General features: G+C 51.6%; 19 protein-coding genes. 7 read left to right on the top strand and 12 right to left on the bottom strand.

All coding sequences use genetic code 11. The annotated features are described in order from the left end of the window. Positions 1-161: 161 nt before the first annotated feature. Both AC55FS_RS02120 and paeA read right to left on the bottom strand, forming a co-directional pair. Positions 162-1,262, bottom strand: coding sequence for a C10 family peptidase (locus AC55FS_RS02120; RefSeq protein WP_496934415.1), 1,101 nt, complete (start codon positions 1,260-1,262; stop codon positions 162-164). Between the two features lie 936 nt (positions 1,263-2,198). Next, the gene (gene paeA / locus AC55FS_RS02115) at positions 2,199-3,500 is read right to left on the bottom strand and encodes a polyamine export protein PaeA (RefSeq protein WP_496934414.1); all 1,302 of its coding nucleotides are present in this window, start codon (positions 3,498-3,500) and stop codon (positions 2,199-2,201) included. 313 nt (positions 3,501-3,813) lie between these two features. Here paeA and AC55FS_RS02110 point away from each other — a divergent pair, with 313 nt between their 5' ends. Beyond that, positions 3,814-4,152, top strand: a complete 339-nt coding sequence (locus AC55FS_RS02110) for a hypothetical protein (protein WP_496934413.1) — start codon at positions 3,814-3,816, stop codon at positions 4,150-4,152. A 61-nt stretch (positions 4,153-4,213) separates the two neighbouring features. Next, on the top strand, positions 4,214-4,600 hold the full coding sequence (locus AC55FS_RS02105; protein ID WP_496934412.1) for a hypothetical protein: 387 nt from the start codon (positions 4,214-4,216) through the stop codon (positions 4,598-4,600). Between the two features lie 29 nt (positions 4,601-4,629). Here the strand turns inward: AC55FS_RS02105 and AC55FS_RS02100 are convergent, their stop codons facing one another. Beyond that, on the bottom strand, positions 4,630-5,457 hold the full coding sequence (locus tag AC55FS_RS02100) for a DUF2306 domain-containing protein (protein WP_496934411.1): 828 nt from the start codon (positions 5,455-5,457) through the stop codon (positions 4,630-4,632). A gap of 192 nt (positions 5,458-5,649) precedes the next feature. On the opposite strand from AC55FS_RS02100, the gene AC55FS_RS02095 reads away from it, so the two are divergent. The 5 genes from AC55FS_RS02095 (at position 5,650) to AC55FS_RS02075 (ending at position 9,245) form a co-directional block, all read left to right on the top strand. Beyond that, positions 5,650-6,891: a sensor histidine kinase gene (locus AC55FS_RS02095; RefSeq protein ID WP_496934410.1), complete on the top strand. Its 1,242-nt coding sequence runs from the start codon at positions 5,650-5,652 to the stop codon at positions 6,889-6,891. After that, complete coding sequence (locus tag AC55FS_RS02090) at positions 6,888-7,580, top strand: response regulator (RefSeq protein ID WP_496934409.1); 693 nt, start codon at positions 6,888-6,890, stop codon at positions 7,578-7,580. Before AC55FS_RS02095 ends, AC55FS_RS02090 begins: the two co-directional genes overlap by 4 nt. Further along, positions 7,570-7,980, top strand: coding sequence for a hypothetical protein (locus tag AC55FS_RS02085; RefSeq protein WP_496934408.1), 411 nt, complete (start codon positions 7,570-7,572; stop codon positions 7,978-7,980). The genes AC55FS_RS02090 and AC55FS_RS02085 overlap by 11 nt, the downstream gene beginning before the upstream one ends. A 107-nt stretch (positions 7,981-8,087) precedes the next feature. Continuing rightward, positions 8,088-8,300: a GNAT family N-acetyltransferase gene (locus AC55FS_RS02080; protein ID WP_496934407.1), complete on the top strand. Its 213-nt coding sequence runs from the start codon at positions 8,088-8,090 to the stop codon at positions 8,298-8,300. 84 nt (positions 8,301-8,384) lie between these two features. Continuing rightward, positions 8,385-9,245 (top strand): phosphotransferase family protein, encoded by an 861-nt coding sequence (locus AC55FS_RS02075; RefSeq protein WP_496934406.1) that lies wholly within the window; start codon positions 8,385-8,387, stop codon positions 9,243-9,245. Positions 9,246-9,264: 19 nt separating this feature from the next. Here the strand turns inward: AC55FS_RS02075 and AC55FS_RS02070 are convergent, their stop codons facing one another. The 9 genes from AC55FS_RS02070 to AC55FS_RS02030 all read right to left on the bottom strand — a co-directional run bounded on the left by AC55FS_RS02070 (position 9,265) and on the right by AC55FS_RS02030 (position 19,041). Next, positions 9,265-10,155: an endo alpha-1,4 polygalactosaminidase gene (locus tag AC55FS_RS02070; protein ID WP_496934405.1), complete on the bottom strand. Its 891-nt coding sequence runs from the start codon at positions 10,153-10,155 to the stop codon at positions 9,265-9,267. A gap of 160 nt (positions 10,156-10,315) precedes the next feature. Then, positions 10,316-11,497: a heme biosynthesis HemY N-terminal domain-containing protein gene (locus AC55FS_RS02065; RefSeq protein ID WP_496934404.1), complete on the bottom strand. Its 1,182-nt coding sequence runs from the start codon at positions 11,495-11,497 to the stop codon at positions 10,316-10,318. Next, a complete protein-coding gene (locus AC55FS_RS02060) occupies positions 11,494-12,789 on the bottom strand; it encodes a uroporphyrinogen-III C-methyltransferase (protein ID WP_496934403.1) in 1,296 nt (431 codons plus the stop codon). Before AC55FS_RS02060 ends, AC55FS_RS02065 begins: the two co-directional genes overlap by 4 nt. Positions 12,790-12,828: 39 nt before the next feature. Then, the gene (locus tag AC55FS_RS02055; RefSeq protein ID WP_496934402.1) at positions 12,829-13,563 is read right to left on the bottom strand and encodes a uroporphyrinogen-III synthase; all 735 of its coding nucleotides are present in this window, start codon (positions 13,561-13,563) and stop codon (positions 12,829-12,831) included. Further along, a complete protein-coding gene (gene hemC, locus AC55FS_RS02050) occupies positions 13,563-14,504 on the bottom strand; it encodes a hydroxymethylbilane synthase (protein ID WP_496934401.1) in 942 nt (313 codons plus the stop codon). The genes AC55FS_RS02055 and hemC overlap by 1 nt, the downstream gene beginning before the upstream one ends. Positions 14,505-14,600: 96 nt before the next feature. Next, positions 14,601-15,611 carry a cytochrome d ubiquinol oxidase subunit II gene (gene cydB / locus AC55FS_RS02045; RefSeq protein WP_496934400.1) on the bottom strand — a complete coding sequence of 337 codons (1,011 nt, stop codon included), beginning with the start codon at positions 15,609-15,611 and terminating at the stop codon, positions 14,601-14,603. Next, a complete protein-coding gene (locus AC55FS_RS02040) occupies positions 15,611-16,975 on the bottom strand; it encodes a cytochrome ubiquinol oxidase subunit I (protein ID WP_496934399.1) in 1,365 nt (454 codons plus the stop codon). Before AC55FS_RS02040 ends, cydB begins: the two co-directional genes overlap by 1 nt. A gap of 282 nt (positions 16,976-17,257) precedes the next feature. Next, a complete protein-coding gene (locus tag AC55FS_RS02035) occupies positions 17,258-17,989 on the bottom strand; it encodes a LytR/AlgR family response regulator transcription factor (RefSeq protein ID WP_496934398.1) in 732 nt (243 codons plus the stop codon). After that, entirely contained in the window at positions 17,986-19,041 is a 1,056-nt protein-coding gene (locus tag AC55FS_RS02030) for a sensor histidine kinase (protein ID WP_496934397.1), read from the bottom strand. Before AC55FS_RS02030 ends, AC55FS_RS02035 begins: the two co-directional genes overlap by 4 nt. Between the last annotated feature and the right edge of the window lie 211 nt (positions 19,042-19,252).

The following is a 19,252-nucleotide window of genomic DNA, read 5'->3' as shown; positions in this document are numbered from 1 at the left end:
CCACCTTATTGAACAGCCAGAAAATGATGAAACTTAACTAAAATCTAAGTTATCAATTTAGGATTTATAAAGTTCGTTACTGGATATTTATTTTCGCGGCTTTGCTGGTACCTAATAACACCATTAGTCGGCATAAGCTCACTGCTTATGCCGACCCACCATTATTGATAGCTAATACTTAGCTTGAAGTTTGATTTTTCAGCATAGCCATGCACGCCGATATAGTAATCACCCTTACCGCTAAGCTGGCAAGTTTCTTCACTGCCCTGCTCATAAGGACGGCATTGATGGTTATCTTCATCTGGTTGACTGCCTCGCTGGACATATAAATCAGCATCACCATCACCCTGCATTACTACCTTGAGTTCGCCGATTTGGTTAACGTATGGACCATAAAATAGCCACTCGCCTTCGGCTACCGAACCTGATTGTTGATCTTTTTTCGGCTTGCTCAGCACTTCTTTGGGTTCTAAACCAATAAACATGGTTGGGTTTTCGATCCATTTTTCATCCGGGTAGTTTGGATCTGGATTCATCTCGCTAAGACGATAATAACCATTGTACTTTCCAGCCCAGCCCCAGTTGACATGTACCTTATCCTCTTGGTTATACCCATCAATAACAAACACGTGGCCTGTACCATCTTGACTTTGTGCCATGTAAAGCACAGGACGACCTTCGTTTAGCTCTTCCTTTACCAATAACAGCCACTCATCATCGTCATACATAACCCAGTCACCCGCCTGCTTAGTCACGGTTTTCATACTGCGACGAGACTTGCCATAGTTCAGATGATAACGAAACAGGTTTTCAATCAGCTTACCCGATGCTTCTGTACCTTCCTTAATACCAAATTCTGCGTTTAAACCAACACCGATTCGATAAATAAAGTCGGTTAAGTTCTCTCGTTGTTCACGGCTGGCTCGATAAAGCGAATCTGGCATATTGCCAAAGTCGATCTGGTAGCTTGAAAAATCGACACTCAGCTCCTTTCCACCCAGATCCCACCAATAGTTAACCTCACCACGTCCGACACTAGGATATTCGTGAAATTTGAGGATTTGTGCCACAGCGATAGCAGCACAGCCAGGGTAGGTTTGCTGGCCTTGCAGTAGTGGAGTACCTTGGTTGTAGGGTGAGCCCTGCCCCCACTGAGTCGTGGTCATAGGTTCAATAGCAGCAGCATAGTCCTCTGCATAGGCGTATATGGATGCCAATGCTAGCGTGGTTGCCAGCACAGCTTTTTTAACAGTCTGAATCACAAAAATCTCCAAGGTCAAATTACTCCCCACTTTTGGGGAGAGACAAGTGTAACAGACATAATGACAACCTTAATATTTATTAGCCTGGCTTAAGTAATCGATGCTATCTCTGTCTAGAACTTGATTAGCCATGGACTAATGTTTGACCAAATTGGTAATTTATGATTACATTTCATCGAATAGTAATTAATAGCTATAAACACCTACTCCATCTCATTGTAATTTAGCTAAGAACAAATGAAGGGTAACTATGTAATGGAGAAAATATCGACAGATTTAGACAATTTTTTTATTTTTCTATGTATTAATATTTACATTTATAGTCACAGTATTTTTATCTATGATTTACTGGATACTCTTTGTTTATATGGGATATATTCAGCATATTATCTTTTTCAGGAACTAACAAAATACAAAAACATATATTTGTGCGATCAATCTATTAAGATTGAAGGCAATGAAGATGTTATTGATGTACCCATGTACAAGATATCTCATATTGAGAAAGAGTGTCGGCGTTCACCAGACTATAGAATAGTGTTTCTCGATAAGGATATTTTTAAAGGATACGTGATATTTAGAGCCAAATCTGACGATGCTTTCTTTCCCTCTTACCCTGGCCTAAATAAACTGGTCGATAAAATAGAAGAATATCATTGCGGGTTGCACCATCATGTAAGAAGAATTAGATATCAGAGAAAGTATAAACTTAAACACCCTAGTAGTGGTAGTTAATATGCCAACATGCCAGGCTCAGTTAGCCAAGCTAGTTCTTAATGGATTGCAAGAGGCGAGAAAGTTTGAATCGGTTACACTGTATGGCAATGTGGCAACTAGTGGCTATGATGAACTATCTGATATCGATGTTTTGGTGGCAACCAATACAAATAATTGAAGGCTTATTAGATGGCTAACAAGCCTTCAATCAGAGCATTTTTATTCTGTAGGCTCGACAGCAGGTAAGCGCGATACCAGCAACTGATTAATTTTATAGTCTTCTATATCCACTACTTCGAACTTAAATCCCGCATAGATTACAAAGTCAGTACGCTTAGGGATCTTACGCAGCATAAACATCATAAATCCGGAAATCGTCTCGTAATTTTCAGTTTCAGGGAATGACTCAATCTCCAGTACCCGCATCACGTCCTGTAAAGGTGTTAAACCATCAATTAACCAAGAATCTTGATCACGTTTGACGATCTGCTCTTCTTCGCCAACCACCAGCTCCCCCATGACTATACTCATCACATCTTTAAGAGTGACCACACCGACCACTAGTGCATATTCGTTCATTACTACAGCAAAGTCTGAACCGGTGGATTTAAACTGTTCCAGTACTTCGTACAGATTAAGGGTATCCGGAATCATGGTAAGTGGTCGCACCAGTCCGCGCGTATTAATATTTAGCGACTGATCCTTGAGTAGCTGTAACAGCAAGTCGCGACTATCCACGCCACCAATGACCTTATCGAGCACTTCCCTGCATACCAAAAAGCGTGAATGCGGATGCTCAATTAACTTTTGTTGAATGCTTTCCAGTGGCTCATCATGCAGGAAAAACACCAAGTTCTCACGGGCCGTCATCGCCGATGTGACCGTACGCGATTCCATCTCAAACACATTTTCCAGCAAGTGACGCTCATGCTCTTGTAACACGCCCGCTTGTGCTCCAGCATCCATCATCGCCATGATATCGCCTGATGTGACGTCATTATCGCGCATGGTTGGCAGGCGCAATAAGCGAAAAAACAAGTCGGCCAGGCCATTAAAGAACCACACCAGTGGTTTAAATACGGTAATCAATACCAGCATAGGCTTGGCTACCGTGACTGCTATGTGCTCTGGTGCAATCATGGCAATGCGCTTAGGGATCAAATCGGCAAACAAGATAAATAGAGCCGTGACCAAAAACACCGACGCTGCAAATGCCGTCATGCCAAGCCAAGGCTCTGGTAGGACTAATGACAGCGGCACCGCCAAATAAGGAGAGAAGAACGACTCGCCAATAATGCCGCCCAAAATAGCCACAGCATTCAGTCCGATTTGCACCACGGTAAAGAAGTTTCCAGGCGATTCCTGTAGATGAAGAACATGGGTGGCACGTGCATCGCCCTTACTACTGAGCTGCTGTAAGCGTGGCTTGCGCGCCGCCGCCAAAGCAATTTCAGATACCGAGAAGAAGGAGCTACCGACCACCAGGGCCATCATCATTAACAGGGTTTCAGACGGAGTCATAACATCACCAACAAAGGTAACAGGCTGTACCCGCGAATCGCGTATCTAGCCGTCAGAGCAGAACATAGAGGGCTATCGGGTAAGCAGAGATGGTGGCGAGCCAGGTCGCTAACACGTAGGACAATTTTCGCTCGGTATAGTAGCGCTAACTTGGGCAAACACAAGCAGATTTGCTGCTGACTTCAATGCATAGCCAGATTGGCAGGTGGAGGCTACCTGAGGGCCGATGCTTTGCCGCCTGGCACCTGAAAAAACACAGGTAATCGTTTATTCTCGTTCGGGTCTTTAAGCAAACTTGATACTGGAGTATGTGATGGTAACGCTACTCGGAGAGGACTGGAGTTTTGCTTGTGAAACTCTGGCCGAAATGCGACTACGTTATACAGGGTATGGCAACCACTTGTTTGATCAAATACAGCTGCAGATCCCCACTGTATTTCAGAAGCTGAAGTTCTATCGATCTATTCATCACCAGTCTGAAGATGTATTTGCTGTGTATGAAGATTCGACTACATCATTCGCAATACAACTTGATCCAGATTCTAAACATATATGTCTATGGAACGAGCACATGCATGTGGAACTCGGCTATTGGTGCGAAGACGTCTACCAAGAAGCCATCACCATCATCACTCACCAGCTGCTTACTTAGTCACTGAAAAACAAATGCCAATTATCAATATAGTGTTTCACTGAAGCTAACACATCCCAGCATGCACGCTTCAGCTATTACCCAAGCCCTCTCTTTAGCTCCCTACTATGAAGCAAACATAGGCGAGAAACGTATCTCAGCGCATGGCAGAGAGCTTTCTGGCGTCAATCCAGCCACGCTTTGGCGGAAGGAACTAAGTGACAATCGCCTTCACGCTGAGCAAATCCTGTTGGAAGACTTTTTGCTGATAATGAATATGGAACTATCTGCGCACAAGAGCTTCTTTTACGACTTTGTTCAATCAGGAGGAAGCGTCGATTACTTTATTGGATGGTTCAGTACCGGCAGCCTCAATATGAGTCTGCTGCTCGATGCGGACTTAATGCAAAGAACTGCAGAACTCGGTATTAACATCGTGCTCTGCGCCTATGCAAGCAATGACGAGTAAACGCCACCGCTCACGCGTTACAGAACCCATCACATCCTAGGCCACCACATTTTTAGTGTCGCCACCGCAATTCCCAGCAGCATAAATCCTGTTAGCGGCAATAAAGTGCCAATAAAAGCCCACTGCTGAGCACGTGTGACCTTTGCTTGCTGGCAATAAAAGTACCATTGCAACATGGCCAACGGCAGCAGATATTGCGCCAAGCCCAACACTGCCAGAAACGGGCCGGTAAAACTCTGAAAGTCGATGCCCATTCCACCGGTTAATACCAGCCAGCCCATCAAGGCGATGCGAAAAAACCACACGGCACTGGCCGCCATAAATAGGCGCAACGCCCAGCGACGATGGGCCGCAAGCTGCCCCAACATAACATGGCGCAGTGCCAGAGCGGCAAAGGCCAAGATCAAGATGCCATCGATCGAAATGGTAATTTGCGACCACAGGTTGCCAATACTATGACGCGTCCAGGTCATATACAGTCCGCCCACGGCACTCACCACCGCCGCCACTAAATAACTGCGACCTAACCAGCGATGAAACTTAGGTGCCTTGTTTCGTATCGCCGGAATCAATTGCACAGGGCCGCCGCCAATGACAACAGCAGCGAGCAATACATGGGCAACTGCCGCCAAGTTTCCTAAGCTATCGCCCGGGCGAAAACCGGCGGGTAAATGTAAGTCCTTTAAACCTTCAAGACCCGACTGAGCCACCGGCGGAAAAAACACCGCCACTATATAGATAAAAAATAGAGCGTGGCCCAAGGCTGCCAACACAAACCAGGCGCGCACGGCCCAGTCCAAAGTGCGTGTTGCCGCCAAGGGCGTAGAGGTTGAGAGTGGCAATACAGCATCAGTCATAAGATGTCTCCAAAAACCAGCATTGAGCTGACATGGCTGCCAACCCGTGTTGATCTTTATGCTCGTTTTTTTCACATCTAGGCACATCCATCTAGGGCAGGAAATTGTCCTCCGCCAAAAGGAGGAGAACAAGGCGATATGCTCCACCTTAAGGCTCATGACGGCGACGCACGGCTGATATAGCATGACGCTATGAAACCAACTTGGCTCAGCGCCCTTCTTCATTCATCTGATACTTCCCAAGTCACCCAATGGCGACCTTGGCGAGGACCATTCGCTCGCTGGCCACATGTGGCCGATTTGCTGCTGGCCCTACTCGCGCTGCTGCTGACGTTATTATTGTGGTCGCGCCAGAATCACAGCGTGCTGGCGTTGCAATCGTTTGCCGATATTGCAGCCTTTCAATGCGCCTTTATTGCCAGCTTCGCTTTGCTATGGCGGCGTAGTCATCCGTGGCAGGTGCACATAGTTGTCGTGCTGGCATCCGTTGTATTAGAGCTGGGCCTGCCCGCCGAAGGACTGGTGGCGTTGGCGTTTTCGCTGTTTGCCTTAGGTCGCTACGAAGCGAATAACCGCGCCAGCTGGCTGGCCTTTGTGGCTGCTCTGCTGTATTTGCTGATCGATCAGGGCTTGCTGCAAAGGCCCACGGTATCAGGCACGGTCGCGACCATGCTCGGCTGGGCCTTGTGGTACAGCGGTCGCCGGCTGCGCTTTCGCGGTGAATATTTGCGTTTGTTAGAAGAGCGAGCCGCCGCCTTAGAGCGCGAACGCCACGCCGATGCCGAGCGCGCCGTCGTAGCTGAGCGCAACCGCATCGCACGAGAAATGCACGATGTGGTGGCCCATCAGCTCAGCATGATGACAGTACAAGCCGGAGCGGCCCGCACTGTGATTCAGTCCAACCCAGACGCTGCGCGTGAAGCCATGACTGCCGTCGAAGCGGCAGGGCGCCAAGCGCTAAAAGAAATGCGCCAGCTACTCGGTGTGTTGCGCCCGGCCAGTGAACAAGCACAGCATTCACCGCAACCAGGCCTGGATGATTTAAGCGCGTTAATCGAGCAGGTGCGCGGTGTTGTCGCGCAGCTCAATTACCAGGCCGATGCGAAGCTGCTCAATCAGCCGCTATCGGCTAATGTCGCCTTAGCCGCTTATCGCATCGTGCAGGAATCGCTCACCAATATCGTCAAACATGTGGGCAGCCAAGCACAGGTCGATGTTTGTGTGAACATAACCGCCGGACATTTAGACATTCAGGTCCTTAACCACGCTCTTGATGAGCCAGTCCCGCTAAACCCAGCCCAAACGACTGGCCTAGGCATTCAAGGCATGCAAGAACGGGCGAGCGCGTTAGGCGGGCAGCTCAGCGCCGGGCCCAACATAAAGGGTGGCTTTGAAGTTCGTGCCACTTTACCGATAACACCAGGGAGTCAATGATGCTGCGAGTAATGGTGGTGGATGATCAGGCCTTGGTGCGCCGAGGTTTTGCCTTAGTACTGCAAAACGAAGCCGATATCGAGGTAGTTGCCGAAGCCGGCGACGGCATCGAAGCGGTGCAATTGGCACAGCAACATAAGCCCGATATTGTGTTAATGGATATTCGCATGCCAAACATGGATGGCTTGCAGGCCACGGCCAAGCTATTGGCGCTAGCAGAGTATTCATGCCGAGTGATTATTCTCACCACCTTTGATCCAGACGAATATGTTTTTAATGCCCTGCAAGCGGGCGCCAGTGGTTTTGTGTTAAAGGATATTCCACCAGAGTCTCTGGTCGATGCGGTGCGAACCGTCGCCGACGGCGGTGCCATGTTATCCCCCAGTATTACCCGGCGTTTAATTGGCCAGTTTACCCAAACCGATCACAGCCAAAACAACGAACATCAGTTGCTGCTGGCCCAGCGCCTTGAGCGGCTGACAACGCGAGAAAGACAAGTATTACTGGCCATTGCTGAAGGACACAGCAATGCCGAAATTGCCCAGCAGTTATTTATTGGCGCAGCCACAGTAAAGACACATGTCTCCAGTGTGTTAGCAAAGTTGGGCCTTCGCGATCGCGCTCAGGCGGTGGTATTTGCCTACGAAAGTGGCTTGACCGTTAGTGGAGGACGAGATATTGGCTATTAATGCCCATAATTCACTGTATCCAATATCAGCCACCACAGGTGGGCTGTTAACCGTATTGCTCACGCTCGGTGCCTATGGTCATTTTGCTGCTATATGGTTGCAGCTGGTCGATAGCACTGATATTTGGCGCAGCGCCTTATTGGCATTGCCCGGCCTAATGCTTGCTGCCACCGCGGTGATTAATTTCCTGCTGTTTAAGCCTTTATGGCAGGCCAAACACTGGGCATTGTGGGGTGGCTTAACCGCTAATGCTATCACTCTGTGTTATTTAATTTGGCTGATGTGGCGCGGTGTTCCTAATCACCCTATCGGTGTTTTTCTGACGCTGCAGCTATCCTATGTCATCATGTTGTCCGCCACGGCCGCAGGTTTGCGTTGGCCGAATTCTTCTAACTCGTAATTAATTTATGTCTGAGCCATCCTTGATCAAATTAATTTAGCACCATGATCCCTATATTTCCTAAGGGCACCTCTAAATAATTCGGTGCCCTAGATATTTGTAGCCTAGTGGTATCGCCTAGGGCTTTTCGTCGAGGAGTTGCCACTCAGTTATTGAATTATGTATTGACCAACTTACATTGGGAATGCGCGACCGTGTCGACCGCCTGTGCCAATAAGCCTTCCGTAAACCTGTATTTACAGCAGGGGTTTTCAATCGTCAGTCAAAGCCTGATACCCGAGGGCATTGAAGTTGTTCATTTCAAAAAGCTGGCTGATTAGATGAGCAAACCGTGTTAATGCCATCCAACAGAGCGACAGAATTTCTTGCGTGATAATATGGACAGCCCCAATAAGGAAGAAAGCATGCAGGACTTTCAGCGCCAACTTATCGATCTCGCTCATCACCTTTTTCAGCTAACCGTCGATGAATTGTTACCTATTGGCGAGTCGTTTGCCTCCGAGGTCATTCGCTTTCGCTCGGGCGATAAACACTATGTATTAAAACGTCCTTTTACTTTTGCCAAGGCACAGCGTGAATATTATTGGCTGAAAAAACTCGCGCATTTGTCTTTTGTACCTCATGTATATGGCTTTGCTCAGCACAAAGAGCAAGGTTACATCCTGATGGCCTCGCTGCCGGGCATGCCACTATCTAATTTTTCTGAGGCATCGAGTGATCAGCTGCAGGCCTTAGGGCAGGATATGCGTCAGCTTCATAAGGTTTGTGCCGACGACTTTGACGGTTGTTACAGCTGGCACAGACTTCTAAAAGCCAATGTTGAGCGCTACATTGCGACCATTGAAGGGCCACAGCGAGACCTCGCACATCAGGCCGCTGATCGGTTTATATCTGCTTTGCAACATCTGCCAGATAGTCACCAAGCCAGTGCGGTGCACTTCGATTTACGTGCCGGAAATATTTTATTCGAGCAAAATCGCTATAACGCCATTATCGATTTTGAAGCTATGCGTGGAGGCCACCCTAGCATGGACTTTTTTAAGTTTCTGTCGCCACCCTCGGATTTATCCGAGACGCAGCTAGACAATTTGCTGCAAGGTTATGGCGCTGTGGATTGGCTGCACAGCAGTGAGCAGCTGCGCAACATGATCAACCAATATCAGATCTATCATGGCCTCGCCGGACTGGCTTGGTGTTGTAGCCGCCAGCTAGCCAGTGGCGAGTTTTATCAGCGCAGTCTCGATTATCTATCTACTCCGGCTTAGTCGCAGTAGCTCGATAAAGTTATTCACAAGCAATGCGAAAACTATCATCAAGATCCCAAGGCAAAAATAGTGTGCTGATCGCCAATTGTGCACTGAGATCACACACCGCTTTACGCGCATTGGCATCTGAGAGATAAGCTTCGTCGTATTCCGCACTGAATACCGCCTTATTGTTATCACTAAAGGCCTTCAGCACGTCACATTCTTGATATTCATGGCACTGCTCGTTGACGGCAAAGTCAAACCAAGGTTGCAAGGCTGCCACTTGATCCAAATCGTTTTTCAGCCCCACGGCCAGCTGGCGCTCATGGGCAGCGCTAGCAATGGCCTGGTTGTAACTGAGCTGATCGGCAGCACTTAAACCGAGGCCGTTATTATTGCTATAACCATCGACATTATCCGGCTCGACCGCATCACAGCCTTTAGTGGCGGCCAAATCGAGCCGGCTTTTCATGATGGTTAATACCTGCGGCGAGCGAATGTCGAGCCACTTTTCATCTTCCCAGCCATCCAACGTATTGCCCAGTACCGACGGCGGGAATTGATCGGCATCGTCGCGCCATTCTTCCCACGAACCGGCAGAGAAATAACATACCACTTTACGACCAGCAGCTTTTAAATCGGCAATGGTGGCGGCGGGAGTGTCGAATAAATCGAGGTCGTACACATCAACTGGGTAACCGGTATTAACGCTGCCACTTAGCTGCCATTGCCAGCTTAGACCCGGGGGAAACTGCGGCCATGATGACGACTCCACTGTGTCTGTCGGCGGCACTGTGGGGGTGTCCGTGGGCTGTGAATTTGAGTCACTGTCGGCCGACATACAGCCCGACAACATTAGCTGAGACAGCAATACTACAGCGCCAGCTAGACACCTTTGTTTGAGGTAATTAGGCATTAAATAAGTCATGGGTTCCGTCCCTCCTAACAGGTGGAAACCCCACTATAGAAACACCCTATGGCCATCGCCACCGCGACCCAGTTCTCAGGGTTGGAACACATGACGGCAAAAAAAGTGTTGTGCCTGAACAGGCAGCAAACAGCCCCTGCATTGCAGGGGCAATGGGCGTTTAGCGCAACGCCAGTTGGAAGTGTTTACAAGCAGAGCTCTGATCACCATCCAGCAGCAGCACTTCAGCCAGCTGGGCGTGCAGTTCAGGCATGCCTTTAATACGCAGGCCGGTTTGCAAATACTCGCGGGCTTTTTCCAAATCGTTCTGACGCAACGCCAGTCGCGCCAAGGTCAGCAACAACACAGGGTCATTGGGGCGCTCCTTTAAACAGCCTTCAGCAAACAAGCGCTGCTTTTTGGTGTCTTCGCCTTTTAACCTGCCATACCAGTCGATCAAATCGTCATGCCAGACGTTCTTTAAGGCATTGCGCAGCTCTACTTCAGCCAGAATATCCTTGCCCTGATCTGCCAGCAGCTGCACATACTGCAGCACGATTTTATAGCTGTAGCGACAATGACGCGGCATGTCGTGGTAGACCTTTTTCAGCTCAGCAGCGATATCCTCGTGATGACCCTTCGCCGCCCGTTGCAACAGTTGCAACTGCACTTTTTCTTCCAGTGCCTTGAGTTCTTCCGACGGGATCTTGGTGGCCTTACGCAATACCGGCAGCAGCTCATTTAGCGCCACCCAATCCTCTAACTCCTGATAGGTTTTAACCAGCAGCTTGAGCACATAGGCGTGCTTAGGGTGCTGGCTGCGCAGCTTTAACAATACCGCCAGTGCTTGTTCCAGTTGGCCACGTGATTGCAGCAATTGCACATGGGAGATACCCACCGCCAGCTCCGAGCCTTTAGTGCTTTGGCTAGCGGCGTTAAGCAATTCATCGGTCGTATCGTGTTTGCCTTGCTCGTAGGCAGCACGTGCGGCGGCGAGATAGTTAATCAACGGGGTATCGGCATCTTTGGCCACCGTCGATAGTTGGCGTTCCGCTGTTCGCCACTGCCCCTGCGCCAGATTTAGCAAACCTCGCGTGGTCATGCGCCGGGCGCGCTGCAACTTGCGCTGACGGCGCCATTCGTTAAAGCGAAAGTCGTTACCCAACATCACCAAGCTCAATCGGGCCAACACGTACAGCACCGCCATGGCGACCAACACCAGCAAGCAAAAGGCCCACACGGTGGTTTCGACGGTATAGGTATGCCAGCTGATCAACACATAACCTGAATCCAGGTTGACCCAGCTGCCCGCCACCAGACCTGCGGCCAGGGTCAGCAACAGAAAGATAAGCCAGGTTTTCATGCCGCAGGCTCCTGTACCACAGGCTCAGGTTGACGCGGAGTGACGCTACCGCGACGTTGCTGCTCAACCAGTTGCTGCAATTGCAGCAATGACGCTGAAATATCGGGAGCATCCGGGGCGACCTGCCATTGTTGCAGCTCTTTTAATGTACTGCGCACCGCACGCGAGCGATCATCTTCAGCCATCAGGTACTGATCTAACCACTGTTGCACACGCTGCAGACTGTGCTGGTACAAGGCTGGCTCTTGGCGCATCAATGCAACCTGAGCCTGCTCCAGCATCAAATGCATATTTTGCTGTAGATAATAAAACTGATCGGGCGTTAGTGGTGCTTCCATGGCGACATCGCGCTCACGCAAGCGCACCATAGTACTGAGCGCATTGCTCATGTTATTCCACAGTTGCCAGTACCAGGCCTGTGGTTCTTCACCCTCGGTCTCCACCGCTTGTGCCTGTGGACGCTTCAGTTTTTCTGGCAGCCAGGGCAAGTCTTGCAGCGACTGTTGCAGGCTTTGCAGTCGATAAACAGCACCGACACTATCTAAAGCGGGCACTGCTCGTAGTGTTTGAATCTCATTTGCCAGGGTTTGGCGCACGGGATTCAAACGAGGATTGCGACTTTCCAACAGCACATTATCTGCCGCTTGCAGCATGCTTAAAGCACCGCTCCAATCACGCTCCAGCTGCAGCCTTTGATTGGCCAAACGCAACAAATACTCGGCTTCGGCCAGCAGCCAGTCCTGGCGCTCAGCACCCGGCAACTTGGCCAAACGATCGCTGTTGCTATCGATTTGCTGACTCAAACGGCTGATATCTGCCAGCAGTTGTCCAGTTTGCTGTTTTAGCTGTTGCTCTTGCTGCTGTATCGCTCCGGACTGCTGCTGTGCTTGCTGCAAACGATCTTTAAGTACTGCCAGCTCAGACGTTGTTTGCTGTTGCTGCTGCCAGCCCAACCAAGCACCGTAGCCGGCCACAGCAAACAAGCCCAGCATCAGCACCAAATTGATCCAAGATAACGGATGCGGCCCTGTGCGCTGGGCTTTTTCTGCCGAGCTATTGTTGCTTGGTTTGTCATTGCTTGGATTTGTACTCGGCTTCTCTGCGCCTGGCTTATCTGCAGCCGCAGTTGCCGCTTTGCTGGCGCTGGGCTTAGTGTCAGCTTCCGCCTTAGTGCCAGCCTCGCTAGGCTCATTGCCCTCCGCCACCACGTCAGGTGTTTGCGGCGGTTGTGGTTTGGCTGCGTCCTGTTGCTCGGACGGCTGCGGATCAGATGAAGGGGTGCGTTCGCTCACCGTTGGTTTCCTTGTCTGGCTGCCGTCGTCAGCAGCGAATTAATCTCTATGCAAACATTGGCTGACACAGGTCAGCATATCCTGATCACGGGCACTGGCGGCCTGTATCACGGGAATACCCAGTGCTTGTGCCTGCTCAGCCGCGCGTTGACTGGGCACCACTAACGCACGGATGCGCTGGGCCAAATCAGGCACCTGCTGGTACACAATATCCAGTGCCTGACTGCTGCTCAACAGCAGCAGGGGTTTTTGTGCCAGTCGCTGCGGCCAGTCGTTAACGTCCACCACCTGGCGCTGATACAGCTCGGCGTAATCAACCTGTGCCCCTCTTTCCTTTAATACCGAGGCCAGAGTTTCACGGCCGCCTACACCGCGCCAAATCAATACTTTGGTACCAGCCATGCGGGCAGCGGCCAAACTTGGCAACGCCAGCAGGCCGTCACTATCAAACTGCTGCAGTGGCATGCGCACACGCAAGCCGGCTGCTTGCAAGACTTCAGCGGTGGTCGGGCCAACGGCATACCAGTCGATTCCTACTGGCGCTTGGGGCCAAAACTCGTCCAACCAGCGTAAGCCGTGTTCAGCGGCGTTACGGCTGATGGCAATCACCGCCTGATAGTGATCCAGGTCGATCATACTCTGCCTGAGAGCTGCGTTAGACGCCAGCGCCTCGATACGGATGAGTGGCCGATGAGTGGCCTCAACGCCCAACTTAGCCAGCCCTTGCATCAGCTCATGCTGCTGGCCTTCAGGACGGGTGACCAGTACCTGCATCAGTCGACCTTATGACCATAAACGTCGGCCAGGATATCGCCAGCCCCTTGCTCTAACAGGTGCTCGGCGACGCGAATACCGATCGCTTCGCAGTCGCTGGCAGCGCCTTGTTGCTCGCTGCGCAGCATACGAGTGCCATCAATACTGCCGACCAAACCGCGCAAATGCAGTTGCTCACCATCTAGGGTGGCATACGCTGCGATAGGGACCTGACAGCCACCCTGCAGACGGCGGTTCAGTGCTCGCTCAGCCAGTACACAAGCCGCCGTTGGTTGATGGTGCAAAGGTTTTAACAGCTCATGAATGGCGCTGTCCTGGCTGCGCCATTCAATGCCTAATGCGCCCTGACCGCCAGCCGGCAACGACTGCTCAGCGCTGATGTAACTGGCGATGCGGTTCTGCATTTCTAATCGAATCAAACCCGACGCTGCCAGGATGATGGCATCGTATTCACCCGCATCGAGTTTGCTTAACCGGGTTTGCACATTGCCACGCAGGGTTTTGACTTCAAGATCGGGCCGCGCCTGTTGAGCCTGACACTGGCGGCGTAAGCTTGATGTGCCCAATACTGCGCCCTGGGGCAGCTCTTCCAGGCTGGCATAGCGATTAGACACAAAGGCATCGAGTGGACTTTCGCGCTCACAGATAATGCCCAGCTCCAAGCCTTCAGGAAACTCCATCGGCACGTCTTTCATCGAGTGCACTGCAATGTCCGCTTCGCCAGCTAACATGGCGTTTTCCAGCTCTTTTACGAATAAACCCTTGCCGCCAATTTTGGCCAGCGGGGTATCAAGAATTTTGTCGCCCTGGGTGGTAAAGGTAACCAGTTCAATCGTCAGGTCGGGATACAGCGCCTGCAGACGGGCCTGAATATGCTCGGCCTGCCACATGGCGAGCGGGCTCTTGCGAGTGGCGATACGCAGATGGGTCACAGCAGTCATAACGATCCTTTCAGTCGGGCCAACGGCGGCAGCAGCGCCACCAGAACAATGGCGCTGATGATACCAGCGCCATCGCCGCAACCGAAATGATCGCTGTCAGTAGTAGGTCAGCTGCTGGGCTTTGCCGCTAAACACACGGTAGGCAAAAATGGTGTAGCCAATGATACATGGCAGCACCAGCAAGGCGCCGACAAAGATAATCCACAGCGACTCAGGGCTGGCAGCGGCGCCATAAATGGTCATTTGCTCGGGCACCACATAGGGGTAAAAGCTGTAGGCCAGGCCCTGAAAACACAAGCCAAACATGGCCGCAGCCAACCAGAAGGGCCAGCGATAGAAGCGATCGCGATGGTAGGGCATGCCCGCCAGCAAACGATCCAGGGCCAAGACTAGCAGTGCCGTCAGAAGCGGAATCGGTGCCAACAGAATGATTTCCGGCAGGCTAAACCACTTGGCAAAGATACGCTCATTCACCAAAGGAGTAACCAGAGAGATGGTCGCAATCCCCACTGCCGTTAGCCATAAACTACGTCGCGCCCAGCGTACCGCACGACGCTGCAGCTCGCCTTCGGTTTTCATCACCAGCCAGCACGCCCCCATCAGGCAATAACCCGCAGCCAGCGAGATGGCCACCAACAAGGCAAAGATGCTGGCCGACAGCGACGACTCAAAGCCCATGATATACAGCCCGAGCATATAGCCCTGACACAAAGCCGCCAGCAAAGAGCCTGCAAAAAAAGTTTTATCCCAGCGCTGCTTGTGCAGAGAACGCGCCTTAGCACGAAAATCAAAGGATACGCCACGTAAAATCAGCGCCATCAGCATCAAGGTGGCGGGCAAATACAGTTCAGATAAGATCACCCCATGAGCCGCTGGAAACGCCACCAGCAGCAGGCCAACACTGAGCACCAGCCAGGTTTCATTGGCATCCCAAAACGGCCCGATAGAAGCAATCATGCGATCTTTCTGCTCATCATCGGCTGCTGCCATCAGCATGCCAACGCCCAAGTCGTAGCCGTCGAGAATCACGTACAGCAAAATCGACAGCCCCATCAAGGCTGCAAAGGCAACGGCCAGCCAGTGGCCTTCGGTCGCTAATACGTCCATTACACACCCTCCTGTTGAAAGGCCACGGCTAACGGCTTGGCTTCATTGGCACTAGGCTCAGGTAAATGCCCAGCCCTGCGTGCCAGGTAAAACAAGGTACCGATAAAAGCACTGATCAAAAGGCCATAAAGAATTAAATAGCCGGTTAAGGTGGTGGCAATCATCCCCGCTGCCACGTCGGAGGCGGCATCCGCCGTCAGTAGCACGTCTTGCACCAGCCACGGCTGGCGACCAATTTCGGTGGTATACCAGCCCGCCACGGTGGCCACCCAGCCGGCAAAGGTCGTGGCGACCAAGGCCTTGGCCAACCAGGGCTTGGGCTCACCCTGACGTTGCAGTTGCCAGGCACCGAGCCAAGACAGCAGCAGCATTAACATGCCAACGCCCACCATAATGCGAAAAGAGAAAAACAGTGGCGCCATAGGCGGATGGTGCTCAAAGGCATCAAATCCTTTTAACTCGCCGTCCCAATCATGGGTCAGAATTAAACTGGCCAGCTTAGGGATCTTAATTTCGTAGTGATTGGTCTGCTGCTCGGCGTCGGGAATGGCAAATAGACGCAGGCCAGCACCTTGCTCCGTTTGCCATAAGCCCTCCATGGCTGCCACTTTTTGTGGCTGATGTTCCAGGGTATTGAGGCCGTGCAAATCGCCCATGAATATTTGCAGCGGAATCAAGCCTGCGGCCAAATAAATGCCGGTTTTTAACCCCGCTTGCACCCCCCCAGAGCGATCACCACGTAGCCAGCGATAGGCGCTCAGGCCAGCCACCAAGAACGCCGCCGTTAAGCCAGACGCCAGTAGCATATGAGACAAGCGATAAGGCATGGAGGGGTTAAAGATAATGGCCCACCAGTCCGTCGCGTGGGCAACACCATCGCGCATTTCAAAGCCAGCGGGCGTGTGCATCCAACTGTTGAGTACCAGAATCCAGAACGCCGATAGCGTTGTGCCTATCGCCACCAACAATGTCGCCGTGGTATGCACCCGATTCGACACCCGGTTAACGCCAAACAGCATAATGCCAAGAAACACCGCCTCCATAAAAAACGCGGTAAGAATTTCATAGGCCAGCAAGGGGCCAGCGATATTGCCAACGGTTTCCATAAAACCGGGCCAATTGGTGCCAAATTGGAATGACATGGTAATGCCCGACACCACACCCAGGGCGAAGCACAGCGCAAAGACTTTGACAAAAAACTGGTAGGCCGCCATCCACTGATCGTCAGCGGTGCGATTAAAGCGCCATTTGAAAAACAGCAGCACCCAACCGAGGGCAATGGTGATGGTAGGAAAAAGAATGTGGAAAGTAATATTGGCGCCAAATTGCGCCCGAGCCAGCATTAACGCATCAAGCGTCTCCATAATGCCTCCAAAGTGAGAAAGTTCTGAATAACCCACAATCCCGTAGAGGTTATTCACAGCTTTCTGACTGAGCGGGCAAAGTATGCCAAAAGCGCCGCCGTCGCTACCTGTATAGAAGTGTGCAGAAATGGCAATACGGCCAGCCAGCACAAGGTATCACAGAGCCACGTGGCAGTGCTGTGACAAAAGCGCACGCCGGCCGTGCAACTCAGTGTTGCAATCGGTCGAACAGATGTTAGGCGGGGTTTTTGCTTGTGCCGATGGCAGTACTAAAGGCCAAGGTCAAAGTTCACGCATCGCCCGACGCACCATAGGGACATGGCGGCGACTCACTGGAATACCTTGAGCGTAGCCGCGCAGATACAAACATTGGCCACCGCCGCTTTGTGCCTCTAGCCGCTCAATGCGTGAACGCGCCACCAGGGTGCTGCGATGAATGCGCAAAAAGCGCTCGCCAAATTCGTCTTCTAGCTGGCGCAGCGAATCGTCGATCAGAGTTTCGCCGCCTTCGTGAAAAACACTGACGTACTTATGATCGGCAGTAAAAAACAACACCTCTTCCACTGGAATCAATTGCAGCCCGGCGTGAGTACGAGCACTAAGGTGACTGCGTGCACCGCTATTGCCGACGACGCGCTCAGGATGCTGCTGCAACCACTGACTGGCACGCTGCAAGGCTCGGGTCAGGTTTTCTTTGCCAACCGGTTTCAGCAGGTAATCGAGGGCTTGCACCGAAAACGCTTTTAGCGCGTGCTCTTCATAAGCGGTGCAAAAGACCACCAGCGGTGGGTTCGGCAGCTGCTGCAGCCGCTCGGCGGTTTGCAAACCATCCAGCTCAGGCATTTGAATATCGAGCAGCACCAGATCAACGGGGTTATCGCGCAGCCACTCGACGGTGGAGGCGCCGTCGCCGGCTTCTGCCACCCATTCAAAATTGTCATGTTCTAACAGCAGACGCTTCAGGCGCTCCCTGGCCAGGGGCTCGTCGTCTACCAGCATGACACGGTATGTCATTTTGCCTTCCTCGGTAATATCAGCGTGGTGCGATAGTGGCTGCCCAGATGCTCGGTGTGCAGTTGCGCCTCACCGTCGTACACCGCCTGCAAACGCGCGCGAATATTGCTTTGCGCCATGCGATTGCCAGTGCTAGCGACGGGCTTTTCTGGGCAGCTATTGTCAATCACTATGCGACAACTGTCTGTGCGGCTAAGCACAGTCACACGAATTTCACCGCCTTGGCGGCGTGGTTGCACACCATGATAGACGGCGTTTTCCAGCAATGGCTGCAGCAACAATTGTGGCACAGCGATATCCGGCAGCTCACTCAAATCTGGCCAATAGAGCTTAAGCCGCTCACCGAGGCGCACCTGCTCAATATCGAGATACCCTCGACCCAGCTGCAGCTCAGTGGCCAAAGGCACCAAGCGGTCATCGGCTTTTAATACGGCGCGGAATAAACGTGCCAGGTCGACCAGCATTTGCTCGGCTTTATCCGGGTCGACCACAATCAGTGACGCCACGGTATTAAGGGTATTAAAAAAGAAATGTGGCCGGATATTGGCCTGCAACACCGCCAAGCGAGAACGTAACTCAGCTTGGGCTTGCTGACGCCATTGGCTTTGCACGTAAAAATAGCGCAGTGCCATGGCAGCAAAAATGGCGGCAATCAGCTGATTGCGGGCGACCCAGAACCAATCGGTTGGACCCTGATTAAGAGGCCAAAGCCATTCACTGGCGAGGCTGACCAACAAAGTCACCAATTGAGTGGCCGCCAGGGCAGCGGCGCTGGCCACAGCAACACTGCAACGGGTCAAAAAGCGTCGTAACTGACACACAAAAGCCACCGACAACAGGGCGACCCACAAAGCAAAAAACGACACCAATGAAAAGCGTTGAATAGAAAACTGCTCGAGCCCGGTTTCCACCAGGGTCAACGCCAATACCAAGGCCTCCGTCACCCCCAGCAACAGGATCACCGCCCGGGTATTGCACAAGTCAGGCAGGAAAAACGCATCCAGTTCGGCTTGCGACGGACTGTTTTCATCAACAGCAGCAGATGACTTCACGACGAAACTCTTAAAGGCAATAACAGCTTTCAGTGTTGCCACAGAAGCGCGGCCCTGCAAGGCCCGGCGCGCCAATTGACTCACCACTCGCCTTATTTGCGAGGCCTATCGCGTAATTAACATCATGGACAGCGGCAACAGCATCATTTGGTTGGCCACCTGTCTGCCGCTATACTCGGCCACCGCAATTGAATGCCGACGTTGCTAAGAC

The organism is Bacterioplanes sp. CLAM21, from assembly GCF_059641015.1.
This window is presented reverse-complemented; position numbering and strand designations above follow the sequence as displayed.